This window comes from Bacillus sp. B1(2022) (assembly GCF_040259625.1).
Lineage (GTDB): Bacteria > Bacillota > Bacilli > Bacillales > Bacillaceae > Bacillus > Bacillus velezensis.
The window spans coordinates 1-16,927 of sequence record NZ_JANIFO010000003.1; the positions used below are offsets into that span (position 1 = coordinate 1).

Sequence of the window (16,927 nt, forward strand, 5' to 3'; positions counted from 1 at the left end):
TCGTTTCAGAGGTTTTTTGTTTAAAGATCGGCAAATTACATAAGGTAATGAAAAATCTTTCTAAAAAGACCTTTAAAAATTCTCCCAATATCATTAGAATAATTACGTACTACATTTGAGAGGCAGAAGGAACTATCTTATGAAATTAAAACTGAAGAAATTCATACAGATCTTGTCGCCAGCACAGCTGATTGCATTATATTATTTTCTTGCTGTGACGGTGGCATTTATTTTGCTAAGTCTGCCGGCCGCCCACAAACAAGGGGCCAGCTGGTCGTTTATAGACGCGCTGTTTACGGCTGTCAGCTCAGTCAGTGTCACCGGTTTAACGGTCGTCAACACGGCTGATACATTCAGCACGGCCGGGATTGTCATTTTGGCTTTCGTGCTTCAATTCGGCGGAATCGGCATCATGACGCTCGGAACATTCGTCTGGCTCATTATGGGCAAACGGATCGGTCTGCGGGAACGGAAGCTCATCATGGTGGATCAGAATCAATCGCAGTTTTCCGGTATCGTCAACCTGATGAAGCAAGTGCTGTTTTTGATTTTATTAATCGAGTTTTTAGGCGGCATCATCTTAGGAACATATTTTTTAACGTATTATGATTCGTTTGAACAGGCGTACTTGCACGGATTCTTTGCGAGCGTCAGCGCCACGACAAACGGCGGTTTTGATATTACGGGAAATTCACTCGTCCCGTTCAGACATGACTATTTCGTGCAGTTTATTACGATGCTTCTGATTATTTTCGGTGCGATCGGTTTTCCGGTGCTCGTAGAAGTAAAGGACTTTTTGTTTTCAAAACAGCGCAGATACTCATTCACGCTGTTTACGAAAATTACGACCGTTACGTTCGGAATGCTCGTTTTGTTCGGAGCCGTGGGCATTTACGCGCTTGAAGCAAGCCATGTCATGAAGGGGAAAAGCTGGCATGATGTTTTATTTTTATGTCTCTTTCAATCAACCGCTACGCGAAGCGGCGGGCTTGCGACAATTGATATCAGCCAGCTGTCGGCGCCGACATTATTTTTCATCTGTGCCCTCATGTTCATCGGCGCATCACCGAGCTCGGTCGGCGGCGGAATCCGTACGACGACGTTTGCGCTTAACCTTCTTGCCCTGTTTCATTTTGCCCGGGGGAATAAAGCGGTCAAGGTCTTTAAACGCGAGCTTCACCAGGCTGATGTCATGAAGTCGCTGGTCGTTACGATGATGGCGATTCTGCTCGTGTTCGGATCGACGCTGATTCTGGCTGTGACCGAGAAAAATCAGACGCTGCTCGGACTGCTTTTTGAAGTGTGTTCCGCATTCGGAACGACCGGCCTGTCGCTTGGGATTACTCCGCATTTAAGCGACATCGGAAAATGCGTCATCATGATTGTCATGTTTATCGGCCGGATCGGCATTTTGACGTTCCTCTATCTGATCGGCCGAAAAGAAATCGAAGCAAATTATCACTATCCGAAGGAAAGAATGATTATCGGCTGACACCGCTTTTTAGAAAGCGGTGTTTTTTATTGCCGTAAAATGGATGAGTGGAAACAGTTTCTTTGGAGATTCTACTTGTAAAGAGGTGACGTCATTGTTTGCCGTATTTTGGAAGTCGGTAGTTATGATAGCGGTCGGTACCTTTTTATTGCGGATTGCCGGACGGAAATCAATCAGCCAGCTGTCGGTGACCCAGACAGTCATCATGATTTCGATCGGCTCGATTATTATTCAGCCGTTTATTGAACATAATTTATGGGAAACCATTTTCGCGGCGGCGATTTTTATTGCGGTATTAATCCTGATGGAATATTTAGAAATCAAATCAAGCTTTTTTGAGTTTTTATTTTCAGGAAAAACCGTCGCCGTTGTCAGAAACGGAAAAATCATCCCGGAAAATTTAAAAAAAATGCGTTTTACCGAAGCTCAGCTGTCAATGAGGATCAGGCAGGAAGGCCTCGGAGACATTCAAGATTTTAAATATGTGCTGCTTGAGCCGAACGGACAGATCGGCTATGAACTCATTGATGAGGCCAAAAACGTGACAGTGCGCGACTTGAAAAAAATGCTTGATGAATTCAAAACAGATTTGCTGACAGAAGGAGGAAATCAAATGAAACGCAAAGCAGCAAAGAATGAAGCTTTGACCAACAACAACACACCGACTGAGAGCATGGACAAAGATGCATACAAAACACAATATGACGGTGATCCCGGACTGAGAGGCGCAAACCGCAAATCAAAACACGGCAAACAAGGAGGCGAGTAACATGACGAAAAAAAACCGCCACAGCAAAGACATGCAAAACCATAAAAAGCCGATGGACCCTAAATTGCTTGAAGAAGAGTTTGCAAGCGAGCTCGGTGATTATAACGCCGGAAAATGGATTGAAACGCTTGAACAGACGAAGCCAAAGAAAAAAGAAGACGGCAAACAATAAAAAATACCTCTTAGGCGGCAACGCTTAAGAGGTATTTTGCATTATTTCGAATAAGCACCGTTTCTTGTTCCTTTCACCGCTTCAAGCCAGCCGGTGATCCGCAGCTCAATAAACGGCTGTGCGGCCGTTTTCACCGCATTGCTGGAGAGAATGGACGTAAGAGCGGCCGTTAAAATTAAGAGCATGACTAAATTCTGATAATCAGATAAGTGATCTTCAAGCCCGATCTGCCGCAGCGTTTTTATAATGAATCCATGCAGCAGATACACGTAAAACGTTCTCGTACCCCATTTCGTAAAGAAATAACGCTTTTGCGGAACGAGCGCCAAAAAGCTGAAAGTGGCGGCAAAGGCCAAAACATACCAGCCGATGCGCGACAGACCGCTCAACAGCGACACCGTGCCGAATGTAGAATAAGGCTCCGATCCGAACAGCCACGAGTAATCAAAATCAATACACCAGCATAAGAGGAAAACAATCCCCAGTACGCCCGCGGCAATCTGCCTGCCTCTTTTAGCCCGAAGCAAATCAAAGTGCTGTTTCTTTAAATAAAACCCGACGAGAAACATCGGTAGAAAAACAAACGTCCGTGAAAGACTCAGCGTGCTGCTGATAAAATCAAGATACCCGATCATGACGGCAAGCCCGCAGCTCGCCCCAAGCGCCCACATTTTCGGCAGCTTCGTAAAGGGGTAAAGCAGCAGATTCCAAAAGAATAAGCTGACTAAAAACCAGAGAGACCACTGGGGATCAATCGGATTGACGCTTGCCATGCTTTCATCCTGAATCAAATAGTAAAAAACTGAGTAAATGCCCTGAAAAATCAGGTACGGAATAATCAGCTTCACAGCCAGCTTCTTCACATAACCTTTCCGCTTAAAGTTTTTTGCGAAATAGCCGGAAACCAGGATAAAGGCCGGCATATGAAAAGTATAAATGAATTTGTAGAGATGGAGCATAAACTCATTTCCGTTAATAAATGACCGGAGGATATGGCCGAACACCACCAGAAAAATCAAGATAAACTTGGCGTTGTCAAAGTAACTGTCTCGCGATTTTGTCATAGCATCACCTTCTCTTCAAAAATCATCCACTGCATGATTATTTCCTGTTGGTGTTCATTTTAAAATAAAAAACAAAAAATTGAAGGAGGACAAAAGGGATTGTTAGGATGATGTAATGGGGAGGTAAGGATCGTAGAAAAAGACTTTAACTTGTCATATCATTGAAATTTTCTGAAATGTATAGGGCGAATGAAGGAAGATGAGGTATTTTGTAGAAATATTGAAGGATAGGTTTTTGAAGAAGGAGTGTACTGAATGGCTGAAACTCTGGATTTGCAAACAAACGAGTCGCTGAAAGAGCAGCTGAAGCGGATGAAAGAGGAAAATGACCGCCTGAAGAGTGATTTGAACCGGTATCACGTGATTATGAATAACACGCTTGATGCCATTTTTATATGCCGTAAGGAAATGAAAATCGTCCAGGCGAACGAGGCTGCGGCCCGGATGATGCAGATTGAGGCAGAGAGCCTCATTAACCGCTCAGTCCTGGATTTTTTATATTCCGTGCCTCAGGAAGAACTGAATAAGGCCGTGAAAAAGTTTTTAAAAAAAGGCCATCTGTGGAAAGAGGTGCCGATTAAGCTTGACAGCGGCGCGACGAAATACATTGAATTCCTCGCCAGAGACGGAATTGGGGAGGATTATTTTTTTGTGGTGATGAGGGATATCTCCTCTAAAAAAATATTAGAGCGCGAATTCTCCATGAACGAGCAGCTGTTTAAAGATTTGTTTGACAGGGCTGTCGACGGCATCGTGCTGTTTGATAAGGACGGCGGGTTTATTGATGCGAACCTCTCTTTTTGCAAAAGCTTTGAGATCGGCCAGAATGAATTGTCCCATCTGTCGCTCCGCCATTTTACCGACGGAGAAAACAAAAAGCATCTGAAAGAAATCTGGGAAACCCTCCGCAGAAAAGGAAACGCCAAAGGAGAACTGCCCGTCAAGCTTCGGTCGGGTGAAGAGAAGCTGTTTGAATTTACGATTACGTCCAACTTAATCAGCGGGTTCTACATGTCCATTATGAGGGACATAACAGAGAAACGGCTGATGGAATTGAAACTTTTCAAAAGCGAAGAGCGATTCCGCGAAATTTTTGAAAACGCCATGGACGCGATTGTCATTTGGTCTGATGACGGAAAGATTGCCAAAGCAAACGAATCGGCGTGCCGCATTTTCGAACTGCCGATGGATAAACTGGTGGAGACGAATTTATGTACGTTTATCGTTGATCCGCAGAAAAAATATAAGCAGATTAAGAAAAAATATGAAAAATATGGGGAAATCCGTGAAGAAATGCTGTTTCAGATGGCAAACGGCCAATTTAAAGAGCTGGAATTCACATCAAAACGAACCATACTTGAAGGTCAGCATTTAACCATTTTAAGAAATGTCAGCGATCGTAAGCGGATGGAAAAAGAATTGCGGGAAAGCGAGCTGAAATTCAGAAAAGTATTCAACGGCTCAATGGACGGCAAGGTCTTATTTGACAACCAATTCCGCATTATTGACGCGAATCCTCTCGCAAGCCGTATACTCGGCATGCCGGATGAGGAGCTGAGAGCGTACACCGTTCCGGATATTCTTTCTTTATTTGATATTGAAAACGCGGGTGTTCCCGCCAGAAAGATTGATTTAGAAGGAATGGATAATGAAATCCCCTTCCTGTTAAGCAGCAGCGACAGCCGCAAACTGGAATTCTCCTTCAAAAGAAATATCATTCAAAATATGAATCTGGCCATCTTTAAAGATGTCACAGAGGCCAAAGAGCTTGAAGAGAGGCTGCGGAAATCCGACACTCTTCATGTTGTAGGGGAGCTGGCGGCGGGCATCGCCCACGAAATCAGAAACCCGATGACGGCGCTGAAAGGGTTCATTCAGCTTCTTCAAGGAAGCATTGAAGGCGAATATTCTCTGTACTTTAACGTTATTACCTCAGAATTAAAACGCATCGAGTCTATCATCACTGAATTTTTAATTTTAGCGAAACCTCAGGCGATATTATATGAAGAAAAAGACGTGACGCAGATTATGAAAGACACGGCTGATCTTTTGAATGCCCAGGCCAATCTTGTCAATGTGCAGATCCATCTGAACCTGACCGGAAACATCCCGCCGATTTACTGTGAACCGAATCAATTAAAACAGGTGTTTATCAATATTTTAAAAAACGCCATTGAAGTCATGCCGGGCGGCGGCAATATCTACGTGACCATTCAGTCTTCTGATCAAGACCACATTTTGATTTCTATTCAAGATGAAGGAACAGGCATTTCCGAAGACAAATTAAAACGTCTGGGTGAACCATTTTACACGACAAAAGACAGGGGAACGGGTCTCGGTCTCATGGTCAGCTATAAAATCATCGAAGAACATCAGGGACGCATTCATGTGGAAAGTGAAGAAGGGAAGGGCACCGTTTTTCATTTGACGCTTCCGATCCGGCAGAATACCGAAGAAAGAAGGAGCGGGGAATGATCTGTTTTACAAGTGTGAGAGCGCCGTTTGGAACCGTCATCATAACAGAGGAAGAGAGCTTTATTACCGGCCTGTTTCTCACCGGGGAAGATTTTGAGGAATGGCGGAAAGACGCGCCCGGCGTAAAGCCGTGCGAAACCGCTTTGCTGTCGGAGGCGAAACAGCAGCTGACATCATATTTTTCAGGAGAAAGAAAGCAATTCTCTCTGCCTCTGAGACAAAAAGGCACACCCTTTCAGGAAAGAGTATGGAACGCGCTGACGATGATTCCTTACGGGGAATCCCGAAGCTACGGCGATATGGCTGAAGCGATCGGAAAACCGAAAGCGGTGCGCGCCATCGGACAAGCCAATAAACGAAACCGGCTGCCGATTTTGATCCCTTGCCATCGGGTAATCGGCAAAAACAGCGCCTTAACGGGATACGCGGGCACGAAGACGGATGTAAAAGCGGTGCTGCTGAACATCGAACAAATATCCTATAAAGAAAAATAAAGCGTATGGCACGTTCCGTTTTTTCACGTCCGACATATCATTTTATTAAGTGAAAAAAGTTGGTCTGATGAAAAAGGAGGACGAAGCCTGATGAAAATGAGCCGTCCGCAAAAGATAGCCGGCTATGCAGAGCTGTTTTTTAAAATGCATCTCATTACAGCCGTCCAAAAAGATGAAGTGATTACATTGTGCAGACAAAAAAACCGCTGACATTGCCTGAGGCAATATCATCAGCGGTTTTTCAGCTCAGCTGGCAGTCAGTGAATAATTGTTCAATTTCTTCCGTGTAAGAGCCGGTCACAATTCCTTTCTCGGTTATAATGCCGGAAATCAGGCTGCCCGGTGTGATGTCAAAGGCCGGATTGAAGACCGGCACATCTTCGGGAGCGGTGCGTATGCCGGAGATCTGTCTGACTTCATCCGGATCTCTCTCTTCAATCGGAATCTGATCGCCGTTTTCAATCTGCAAGTCAAATGTCGAAAGCGGTGCGGCAACAAAAAACGGAATTTGAAAGGCGTTTGCCAAAATAGCGAGACCGTACGTTCCGATTTTGTTGGCCGTATCACCGTTTTTTGCAATTCTGTCAGCGCCGACAATGACTGCAGAAATATGTTTTTCCTTCATTGTATGGGCGGCCATGCTGTCCGTAATGAGCGTGACATCAATTCCGCCCTGCATCAGCTCCCACGCCGTCAGCCGTGATCCTTGGAGAACGGGTCTTGTTTCACATGCGTAGATATGAAGGCCGAGATCTTTTTGTTTCGCTAAGTAAAAGGGGGCAAGCGCCGTACCGTATCGGCTTGTGGCAATCGAGCCCGCATTGCAGATGGTCATGATTTGGTCGCCTTTTTTAAAAAGGTGCAGCGCATTCTGGCCGATCATTCGGCATGTTTCTTCATCCTCAATCTGAATTTGAATGGCTTCATGAACGAGCGTTGTCTTCGCTTCATTGATTGAGATCGCATCCCTGATGGAATCCGTCAGTCTGTCAAGCGCCCACGCGAGGTTGACGGCAGTGGGCCTCGAACTGTTTAAATACGTTTTGACATCTGCGAACTGACGTCGGAAATCTGAAAGGTCGCGGGCTTCAAACGACTTGGCGGAGAGCGCGAGTCCGAACGCCGCGGTTATACCGATGGCCGGGGCGCCCCTCACTTTCAGCGTGACAATCGCGTCGAATACATCTTCCTTTGTTTCAAGTTCCACATATTCAGTGACGTCGGGAAGCTTTTGCTGATTTAAAATGCGGATGTAGGTTTCTTTCCATTCTACAGAACGGGGGATGGCAAATTCATTGGTCATGCTGCATCATTCCTTTACACGGAGCTTAAATTGGTCCAGAACCTCGGTGATATGCTTCAGTTCTTTTCTGTTTTCGATATAATAGGCGCCGATGTCAAGCGCCAGCTTCTTCCGTTCGATTCGTTTGTCAAACGGAGTGATTTCATCTAAGTCAGCCACATGAGCGAGTCCGATCGTGCGCCGGATCAGTTCGCATCCCGCAAAACCGACCGCTTCCTCAAACGCGTTTTTCAGTGTGTCTTCCAGCAGGTGTCTGCGGGAAGGCAAGCAGTCTTTCTCCCATGCTTCACTGAATGTTTTCACAAATGTATCCCATACGGCGGCAGTATGATCATATAACGGCTGTCTGTCGTCACCGTCGCGGCTGAGGGCGTTTAACAGCAGATTGGCGATAAATTGGCCGATGTCAAACCCGATCGGTCCGAAGAAAGCAAACTCGGGATCAATCACCTTTGTTTCATGTTCATCTGCGAAGATGCTTCCCGTGTGCAGATCACCGTGAACCAATGTTTCCGCGGAATTCAGAAAGATGGCTTTCAATTCGTCAGCGCCTTCTTTCAGCCGGGAATTGTTCCAAACTTTTTCTGCGTATGGGCGCAGCTCCTCTTCAAAATCGTTTGTCTCATGGTCGAGAAACGGTTCTGTAAACACAAGCCTTTCCGTAATATTGCAAAGCTCAGGATTTGTAAACTGCTTTGCGAGCTGCTGCTTTACTTTCGCATCAAGCGCATAATCGGATGAGTAAAAAAGCGTTTTCCCTAAAAATTCACCGATATGAACCGATAAGTTCGGATAATGCTGCCCTTCCAGCAGCCCTTTTCTTGAAATCCGCAAATGCGAGAGGTCTTCCATTACCGTGACGGCCATTTCAGTATCGGAATAGTAAACGGCCGGAACGAGGTGCGGCACGTGTTCGCCCTGGCGGATGAGGGCGCTGCTTTCGATTCTCGCCCGGTCAATGGTAAGCGGCCAGCTTTCACCGACGACTTTCGCGTAAGGAATCGCCTGTTTGATAATCAGTCCTTTTTTGTTTTCTTTATCGTAAACATGAAAGACGTAATTTAAATTGCCGTCGCCGATTTCACGGCATGTCAGAGTGCTTTTGCTTTGGAATAAACCGAGCTTGACGGCTAACGCGGCGGCGGAGCTTTCTGTTAATTGTTCATAAAGACTTGTTTTAGTTGCTGACATGGATTTACCCTCCAATTATGTAGTGGCAGTAAGAGATCGTGACGGAGAATACGCCCGAAAAAAAGCCTCCTTCTCTGAAAGAGAAGGAGGCTGAAACAGTGCAGTCCGCCTCTTATCTCTCAGATAACATCTGATGGAATTAGCACCGTGCCTTATGAGACAATCGTCTCGGCGCAAAATGTACGCGCCCCATTTCACAATGGAATTACGGTCGGTTGCTGTTGGGGTCAAAAGGCCAATCCCTCGCCCAACTCTCGATAAGAGAAAAATATATTGATTTGTATCACAATTCGGATTAATCAGTTGATGAAAATATTAGCAGGTGCCGGATATTCTTGTCAACATTTTTTTGAAAATTAATATAAATCACGCCGCAAGTCTTGGAAAACCGGAATGGTTCCCCGCACGTCCGCGCTTTCTGACACATCGATTTCCGCCCGGACTGCGCCTTCCGTCCGGTCTCCTTCGGCTAAAATCCGGCCCCACGGGTCAATAATCAGGCTGTGGCCGGCAAATTCATTATCGGGATTGGACCCCGTGCAGTTAGAGGCTGCGACAAAACATTGGTTTTCAATTGCTCTGGCGATAAGCAGGCTTCGCCAATGATCAAGGCGGGGCAGAGGCCATTCCGCAGAGATAAACAGGACATTCGCGCCCTGGGACGTATGCTTTCTGATCCATTCGGGGAAACGGATATCATAGCAGATCAGCCCGGCGCACTTGACACCGTCAAGCTCAAAGGAACCGTCGCTGTTTCCTGCTGCCAAGTAAAGGTGTTCATCCATCAGCTGAAACAGATGGGCTTTCTGATACCGCTTCACGATCTGTCCGCTGTTATCGGCGATGTACATGGTGTTATAGACATTTTCGCCTTCTTTGACCGCAAAAGATCCGGCAACGAGGTGTACGTTGTATGTTTTTGCCGTTTCTTTAAGCCATTGTTCCGAAACTTTGCCGTTTTCATCCGCCAGCTGGTCTAGCCGTGTGAGATCATAGCCGGTCGTCCACAACTCAGGAAGCACGATTACATCAGCATGGCGGCTTTCTTGCTCAATCAAAGATTCTGCTTTTTTAAAGTTTTCTGAAGGATTTCCGTATGAAATATCAAATTGCAAACAGGAAACGGTCCATTTCATTTTTTAACACCTCAAGTTTCTCTTTACTTTTTTTATTTAACCATATATGATGATGGACTATCATTTCAAGACATTTTTAGAAGGTGAAAATATGAACTTTGAAATCTCAGATGTACTCAAACAGCTGCCGGAACAATTTTTCGCATCATTGGTGCAAAAAGTGAATCAAAAGCTGAAAGAAGGCAGAGACGTCATCAATTTAGGGCAGGGAAACCCTGATCAGCCGACGCCTCAGCATATCGTTGAAGAAATGAAGCGCGCCGTCGAAAGGCCGGAAAATCATAAATACTCATCATTCCGGGGCGCTTACAGCTTCAAAAAAGCAGCCGCTGCATTTTATGAAAGGGAGTACGGGGTCACGCTTGATCCGGAAACGGAAGTCGCCGTGCTGTTCGGAGGCAAGGCGGGACTTGTTGAGCTTCCGCAATGTCTTTTAAACCCGGGAGATACCATTCTGGTGCCTGATCCCGGATATCCTGATTACTGGTCAGGCGTCGCCCTTGCAAAAGCGAAAATGGAAATGATGCCGCTGACGGAAGAAAGAGGGTTTCTCCCTGATTACAGTGTAATTCCTGAAAAGGTGCGGAGCGAGGCGAAGCTGCTGTATCTCAATTATCCGAATAATCCGACCGGCGCTGTGGCGACAGAGGCGTTTTTCGAGGAGACGGTCGGTTTTGCGGAGCAAAACGGCATTTGTGTCGTTCATGATTTCGCGTACGGAGCCGTCGGCTTTGACGGGCATAAACCGCTGAGCTTTTTGCAGACCGAAGGCGCAAAAGAGACGGGAATCGAAATCTATACCTTGTCCAAAACGTATAATATGGCGGGCTGGCGGGTCGGATTTGCCGTCGGAAACGCTTCTGTCATCGAAGCGATCAACCTTTATCAGGATCATATGTTTGTCAGCCTGTTTCCCGCGGCGCAGCAGGCGGCGGCAGCCGCACTTTCAGCGGATCAGGCATGCGTCGCGGCGCAAAATGACAGATATGAATCGAGACGCAATGCATGGATTAAAGCCTGCCGCGATATCGGCTGGGATGTGACGGCTCCGGCGGGCTCCTTTTTTGCATGGCTCCCTGTGCCTGACGGTTATACGTCACAGTCGTTTTCAGACCTGCTGCTCGAGAAAGCGGATGTCGCGGTCGCTGCCGGAAACGGGTTCGGAAAATGGGGGGAAGGCTATATAAGGGTCGGTCTTCTGACAAGTGAAGAAAGACTTAAAGAAGCTGCGGAACGGATCGGGAAACTGAATCTTTTCGCCCGAAAAAGCATTGACATATCTGGATAACAATGCGATAATTCAAAATACTTTATAAAATCATTATTCTTATCAAGAGCAGGCAGAGGGACGAGCCCGATGAAGCCCGGCAACCGACTGATAAAGCACGGTGCTAATTCTTGCAGCAGGAGCTGAGAGATAAGATTCGGACATAACACGAAGCCTCTTTCTGCTCATACGGAAGAGGTTTTTTTATGTTTTGCGAAAGAAAGAGAGGCGTTCACGCATGAGCGAAGTATTGGCAACATATCTTCTGACAGACACAACGGACAGTGAAAAGCGGGCGGAACAGATTGCGGAGGGGCTGACGGTAGGCTCCTGGACTGACCTGCCTCTGGTGAAGCAGGAACAGCTCAGAAAACATAAAGGGCGGGTCGTAAAAGTTGAGGAGAAAGAAGGAACCTCAGAAAACGAAACACAATCCGTCATCACCATCGCCTATCCCGAGGCGAACTTTTCAAGAGATATTCCGGCCGTCCTGACGACGGTATTCGGAAAGCTGTCACTGGACGGAAAAATAAAATTGACTGATCTTGAATTTTCCGAAGGGTTTAAACGCTCGCTTCCCGGGCCGAAATTCGGTATATACGGCATCCGCAAACTGCTGGGCGAATTTGAAAGACCGCTTCTGATGAGCATATTTAAAGGCGTGATCGGACGGGATCTTGCCGACATTAAAGAACAGCTCAGACAGCAGGCGCTCGGCGGCGTGGATCTGATTAAAGATGACGAAATTTTCTTTGAAAATGAACTGGCTCCGTTTGAAACCCGCATTATCGAAGGAAAACAAGTCCTGAAGGAAACCCGGGAGGAGACGGGGCATAAAACGCTGTATGCCGTAAACCTTACGGGAAGGACTGCTGAATTGCGGGATAAAGCGAGGCGCGCGGCAGAACTCGGGGCAGACGCGCTTTTATTGAATGTGTTCGCTTACGGTTTAGATGTGATGCAGAGCCTTGCTGAAGACAGGGAAATCCCGCTTCCGATCATGGCGCATCCGGCAGTCAGCGGCGCGTTCACATCATCTCCCGTTTACGGCTTGTCGCATGCGCTTTTGCTCGGCAAGCTGAACCGCTATTGCGGCGCTGATTTCAGTTTATTTCCGTCACCTTACGGATCCGTTGCTCTTCCGAAGGAGTCCGCGCTTGCAATCCATGATGAATGTGTAAAAGACGATGTCTTTCATCCGTCGTTTGCCGTCCCGTCAGCAGGCATTCACCCCGGTATGGTGCCATTGTTGATGCGCGATTTCGGCATCGATCACATCATCAATGCCGGCGGAGGCATTCACGGCCATCCGAAAGGAGCCGAGGGCGGGGGAAAAGCGTTCCGCGCCATCATTGATGCGGTGCTTGAAGCGCAGCCGATTGAAGAAAAAGCCGCGTCGTGCAAAGATCTTCAGCTCGCATTAGACAAATGGGGAAGGGTGGAAGCCGTATGACCCGCACGCCGCTGATTATTTGTGATTTCGACGGAACGGTCACCATGAACGACAACATTGTCAGCATGATGAAAGAATTCGCGCCTCCTGAGTGGCTTGAATTAAAAGACGGTGTTCTGTCTAAAAGCATATCAATCCAAGAAGGAGTCGGCCGGATGTTCGGACTGCTGCCGAGCAGCTTAAAAGAAGAACTGACCGGCTTTATTCTGAAGGATGCGAAAATACGGGACGGCTTTTTGGATTTTGTCTCGTTTGTCCGGTCAAACGGTCTCCCGTTTTATATCGTAAGCGGGGGAATGGACTTTTTTGTGCATCCGCTTTTGGAAGGGATCGTAGAAAAGGAGCGGATTTTCTGCAATCATGCATCCTTTGACAATGAGCATATTCATATAGACTGGCCGCACGCCTGTGACGGAGACTGTACCAATCAATGCGGCTGCTGCAAACCGTCAGTCATCCGTAAGCTATCCGATCAGCAGAAATTTCTCATTATGATCGGTGATTCGGTCACGGATGTCGAGGCTGCAAAGTTGTCCGATATGTGCTTTGCGAGAGATTATCTTTTGACTGAATGCAAAGAACTCGGCCTCCGGCATCTGCCTTTTCAAGATTTTCATGAGGTGAAAACAGGCATTGAAAACATCGGGGAGGTGCAGGCATGGCTGCAAAAGAAGAACGCTGGCGCGAACTTGCCGAGGTAAAACGCGAGCTGGCTGAAAGAGACTGGTTCCCGGCAACGAGCGGGAATCTTTCCATCAAAGTATCCGACGGGCCGCTGACTTTTCTCGTTACGGCGAGCGGAAAAGACAAACGAAAAGAAACAGACGAAGATTTTCTCTTAATCGATGAGAACGGAAAGCCCGCTGAGACCGGCCATTCTTTAAAACCTTCAGCGGAAACGCTTCTCCATACTTACTTATACCAAAAGACAGACGCGGGATGCTGTCTGCATGTCCATACTGTCAATAATAATGTCATCTCAGAGCTTTACGGGGATGAAAAACAAATCACTTTTCAGGGGCAGGAGATGATTAAGGCGCTCGGATTATGGGAGGAAAACGCGTCCGTGACCGTTCCGATCATTGACAATCCGGCGCACATCCCGGCATTGGCCGAAAACTTCGCGCACCATGCCGACGCCGGATCAGGCGCGGTGTTAATCCGCAATCACGGCATTACGGCATGGGGGCGGACCGCATTTGAAGCGAAAAGGGTGCTGGAAGCCTATGAATTTTTATTCAGCTGTCACCTCAAGCTTCTGTCACTTCGGCCGCAGCTAGTAAAATAAAAGGAGGAATAGAAAATGGCGACCATCAGAATTCATGACGAAAAAAATACGCTCATTGAACATCAGGAAGAAGTAGCGCGCTTCTTAGACGAACAAGAGGTGATCTATGAGCAGTGGAACATTGAAAAACTTCCGTCTGAGCTTTCGGAAAAATACGATCTAACCGAAGATGAAAAAGAACGGATTCTCGCGGCGTTTGACACGGAGATTCAGGACATTTCAGCCCGGCGCGGATATCAGTCTCAGGATGTCATTTCTTTATCAGACACCACGCCGAATCTTGATGAATTATTAAAAAACTTCCAAAGAGAACATCACCACACGGATGATGAAGTCCGCTTTATCGTCAGCGGACACGGCATCTTCGTCATTCAAGGCAAAGACGGCACATTTTTCGACGTCCGTTTAAATCCGGGAGATTTGATTTCAGTTCCGGAGAACATCCGCCACTACTTTACGCTTCAGGAAGACCGCCGGGTCGTCGCAATCCGAATCTTCGTGACGACTGAGGGCTGGGTGCCGATTTACGAAAATGAAAGTGTGCAAAACTGATAGACGCCCGAACCTCTCATGCACCCACCGGCATGAGAGGTTTTTTATTGTAATATAAAGTCAGCTGTGGCTGTTTTTTAATTCTTGAATATGCCGCATTCTGTTTATATCATTACCCGAATGGGTATTATTCTCGTATTCATGCTAAAGATTCCAATATGAAATGAAAAAATAAGTTATTTAGTAAAAAAATGTTTACAAATAAAGTATAATCTGTAATAATGCTCAATAACCCAATCAAACTTGTTTCCTATTCTTTTAGCGGTGAGGGGTGAAGTGAATGGGCAGTTATTCTGAACAAGAAAAATTGCTTGTATCTATTGATAAAAAAAGAAAAATGATGATAGATGCAGCTAACAGGCAAGGGTTTACAGGATATGACACGATCAGGCACAGCCAGGAACTGGACTGTCTGATGAACGCGTATCAGCAGCTGGTAAACCGTGATCGTACACATCACCAAGGAATACAGGGCCTTGTGAAGAAAATAGGCTTGTTCTCCCGAGGTGACGTCATGCCTGCATATGAAGCAAACAAATGATTGATGATAAAACAGATAACGAAGACTGAATGCGCTTCCTGATCAAGCGCCGCATCCGAAAGATGACCGCGTACAGTCAGCAGATTTTTCCGCTGGCACGGCTCACGAAGCGCCTCGTACTATCTGCCGGCTATGATGCCGTTCCTCTCGTATATCCTCTTACACATACTCTCCTTTAAATAAAAAACACCCCGATCCAGGGTGTTTTTTTTCATCGAGAAGCGGCAGGGAGGGTAATGGTGACCTCTGTGCCCTTATCGACTTCGCTTTGAATGTCAATCGAACCGCCGTACATCAGCATGATTCGTTTACATACGACAAGGCCGAGGCCGGTGCCTTTTTCCTTTGACGTTACAAACGGAAGAAAAATGTGCTCAAGCATATCTTCAGAAATGCCCATTCCGTTGTCGGCCACCTTAATGACTGCTTTATGATCGCGGGCTTCTAAATAGATGGACAGCCGGCCGCCTTCCTGCATGGATTCCAAAGCGTTTTTCGCGACATTTAAAATCACCTGTTTAATATGGTCTTTCGTGCAGTTGACCTTGAGCGGCCGATTGACGAGAATCTCCACATTCACTTCTACATTATACAGATTCCCTTCAGAATAAATAATCGGCATAATCTCATCAAGAATATCCTGCAGCGAGTTCACTTCCAACCGTTCAGCAGTGGGTTTTCCAAGCACTAAAAACTCACTGACAATCTGATTGATCCGTTTAATCTCCTGCTCAATAATTGAGAAATACAGCTGATCTTCCTCCGATTTGTATTTTTTCTGCAAAAGCTGAATGAAGCCGCTGATCCCTGTAAGCGGGTTGCGGATTTCATGGGCGGTGCTGGCGGCAAGCGTTCCGATCAGCTCCAATTTCTGCGCTTCATTTTGAGCGCGCTCCAGCTGGGTCTTGCGCTTAAGCAGATAATATTGAACGAGAATGAACAGAATATTCAGCAGCACGGCAATACTGGACATCGGCAGCAGCACGCTTTTGGTCAGCTCATTCAGCTCAACCGGTTTCGGATAAACATTGATATTCCAATTAATATCATCCAGATAGCCGCTGACCGGTTTCACACCTTCTGATTGATCAGCCCGTCCGCTGGCAAATATCACTTTATTCTGATTGGTTGCCTTGACATAAACGTCAGGGCTCAGCATATTGATCATATTTCTCAAATAATCGACTTGTATGGCGGCTACTAAATAATCCGTGACTTCCCGTTTTGCGTCTAACACCGGCACGCAGATCGTGAAGATGCGCTGGCCTGTAATTCTGCTGGAGTAGTCATTTGTGATGACCGTTTTTTTCGTCTTTTTCGCCTTCGTAAAATACGGTCTGTCGGCCAAATTCACCTTTGATTTCAGATCAGTCGTGCTTGCGATGACATCACCTTTGGAATTCAGCATATACAGTCCGCTGAATCTGGGTTCATCCTCAAAAGCCTGATCGAGAATGTCAATGATCTTTTCTTCATTGACAGGCTTATCGACAGCGATCGCAAGTGTTGTCATCCGGGCTTTTGTTTCACCGATTAAATAATTGAGCTTATTGCGGTGAAGGTTGAGCATCATACTGGCTTCCTGTATGTGTTTATCGGCTATTTTCTGCTTTTCTTTTTCATAAATGAAAAAGCTGATAATAAGTGCCGGGATGATCACCAATATGAGATAAAGCTTGATCTTTCCCCGGGCACCTTTAAATGTATTCACTCTGCATCGCTCCAACATT

The 16,927-nt window shown here is 46.4% G+C and carries 16 protein-coding genes and 2 riboswitches; of the genes, 11 read left to right on the top strand and 5 right to left on the bottom strand.

Annotation, left to right across the window (positions count from 1 at the left end):
* The first annotated feature begins 139 nt into the window (after window positions 1–139).
* The 3 genes from NQS30_RS06300 to NQS30_RS06310 all read left to right on the top strand — a co-directional run bounded on the left by NQS30_RS06300 (window position 140) and on the right by NQS30_RS06310 (window position 2,433).
* Entirely contained in the window at window positions 140–1,492 is a 1,353-nt protein-coding gene (locus tag NQS30_RS06300) for a TrkH family potassium uptake protein (protein WP_007408478.1), read from the top strand.
* Window positions 1,493–1,586: 94 nt separating this feature from the next.
* Entirely contained in the window at window positions 1,587–2,261 is a 675-nt protein-coding gene (locus NQS30_RS06305) for a DUF421 domain-containing protein (RefSeq protein WP_021493789.1), read from the top strand.
* Window position 2,262: 1 nt separating this feature from the next.
* Window positions 2,263–2,433, top strand: a complete 171-nt coding sequence (locus NQS30_RS06310; RefSeq protein ID WP_007610936.1) for a hypothetical protein — start codon at window positions 2,263–2,265, stop codon at window positions 2,431–2,433.
* A 41-nt stretch (window positions 2,434–2,474) separates the two neighbouring features.
* Here NQS30_RS06310 and NQS30_RS06315 read toward each other — a convergent pair whose 3' ends face one another.
* Window positions 2,475–3,497 (bottom strand): acyltransferase family protein, encoded by a 1,023-nt coding sequence (locus NQS30_RS06315; protein ID WP_007408475.1) that lies wholly within the window; start codon window positions 3,495–3,497, stop codon window positions 2,475–2,477.
* Between the two features lie 255 nt (window positions 3,498–3,752).
* Between NQS30_RS06315 and NQS30_RS06320 the strand changes: the two genes are divergently transcribed.
* Both NQS30_RS06320 and NQS30_RS06325 read left to right on the top strand, forming a co-directional pair.
* Window positions 3,753–5,972 (top strand): PAS domain-containing sensor histidine kinase, encoded by a 2,220-nt coding sequence (locus NQS30_RS06320; protein ID WP_020955724.1) that lies wholly within the window; start codon window positions 3,753–3,755, stop codon window positions 5,970–5,972.
* Window positions 5,969–6,466: a methylated-DNA--[protein]-cysteine S-methyltransferase gene (locus NQS30_RS06325; protein WP_122503867.1), complete on the top strand. Its 498-nt coding sequence runs from the start codon at window positions 5,969–5,971 to the stop codon at window positions 6,464–6,466. Before NQS30_RS06320 ends, NQS30_RS06325 begins: the two co-directional genes overlap by 4 nt.
* Window positions 6,467–6,707: 241 nt before the next feature.
* Here the strand turns inward: NQS30_RS06325 and mtnA are convergent, their stop codons facing one another.
* The 3 genes from mtnA to NQS30_RS06345 form a co-directional block, all read right to left on the bottom strand.
* On the bottom strand, window positions 6,708–7,769 hold the full coding sequence (gene mtnA / locus NQS30_RS06335; RefSeq protein WP_069007520.1) for an S-methyl-5-thioribose-1-phosphate isomerase: 1,062 nt from the start codon (window positions 7,767–7,769) through the stop codon (window positions 6,708–6,710).
* A gap of 6 nt (window positions 7,770–7,775) precedes the next feature.
* On the bottom strand, window positions 7,776–8,960 hold the full coding sequence (gene mtnK / locus NQS30_RS06340) for an S-methyl-5-thioribose kinase (protein ID WP_021493785.1): 1,185 nt from the start codon (window positions 8,958–8,960) through the stop codon (window positions 7,776–7,778).
* Window positions 8,961–9,069: 109 nt separating this feature from the next.
* Window positions 9,070–9,224, bottom strand: a riboswitch (SAM riboswitch).
* A 92-nt stretch (window positions 9,225–9,316) separates the two neighbouring features.
* Window positions 9,317–10,096 carry a carbon-nitrogen family hydrolase gene (locus NQS30_RS06345; protein ID WP_015239733.1) on the bottom strand — a complete coding sequence of 260 codons (780 nt, stop codon included), beginning with the start codon at window positions 10,094–10,096 and terminating at the stop codon, window positions 9,317–9,319.
* A gap of 91 nt (window positions 10,097–10,187) precedes the next feature.
* On the opposite strand from NQS30_RS06345, the gene NQS30_RS06350 reads away from it, so the two are divergent.
* The 6 genes from NQS30_RS06350 (at window position 10,188) to spo0E (ending at window position 15,197) form a co-directional block, all read left to right on the top strand.
* Window positions 10,188–11,384 (top strand): pyridoxal phosphate-dependent aminotransferase, encoded by a 1,197-nt coding sequence (locus NQS30_RS06350; protein WP_043021235.1) that lies wholly within the window; start codon window positions 10,188–10,190, stop codon window positions 11,382–11,384.
* Between the two features lie 36 nt (window positions 11,385–11,420).
* A riboswitch (SAM riboswitch) is annotated at window positions 11,421–11,520 on the top strand.
* Window positions 11,521–11,601: 81 nt separating this feature from the next.
* Window positions 11,602–12,816: a 2,3-diketo-5-methylthiopentyl-1-phosphate enolase gene (gene mtnW, locus NQS30_RS06355; RefSeq protein WP_060561768.1), complete on the top strand. Its 1,215-nt coding sequence runs from the start codon at window positions 11,602–11,604 to the stop codon at window positions 12,814–12,816.
* On the top strand, window positions 12,813–13,517 hold the full coding sequence (gene mtnX, locus NQS30_RS06360; protein WP_007408467.1) for a 2-hydroxy-3-keto-5-methylthiopentenyl-1-phosphate phosphatase: 705 nt from the start codon (window positions 12,813–12,815) through the stop codon (window positions 13,515–13,517). The genes mtnW and mtnX overlap by 4 nt, the downstream gene beginning before the upstream one ends.
* Entirely contained in the window at window positions 13,475–14,104 is a 630-nt protein-coding gene (locus tag NQS30_RS06365) for a methylthioribulose 1-phosphate dehydratase (protein ID WP_022553436.1), read from the top strand. Before mtnX ends, NQS30_RS06365 begins: the two co-directional genes overlap by 43 nt.
* Window positions 14,105–14,119: 15 nt before the next feature.
* The gene (locus NQS30_RS06370) at window positions 14,120–14,656 is read left to right on the top strand and encodes a 1,2-dihydroxy-3-keto-5-methylthiopentene dioxygenase (RefSeq protein WP_007408465.1); all 537 of its coding nucleotides are present in this window, start codon (window positions 14,120–14,122) and stop codon (window positions 14,654–14,656) included.
* Window positions 14,657–14,936: 280 nt separating this feature from the next.
* A complete protein-coding gene (gene spo0E / locus NQS30_RS06375; protein ID WP_003154690.1) occupies window positions 14,937–15,197 on the top strand; it encodes an aspartyl-phosphate phosphatase Spo0E in 261 nt (86 codons plus the stop codon).
* A gap of 211 nt (window positions 15,198–15,408) precedes the next feature.
* Here the strand turns inward: spo0E and NQS30_RS06380 are convergent, their stop codons facing one another.
* Entirely contained in the window at window positions 15,409–16,926 is a 1,518-nt protein-coding gene (locus tag NQS30_RS06380) for a sporulation kinase KinD (protein WP_046559543.1), read from the bottom strand.
* Window position 16,927: the final 1 nt, after the last annotated feature.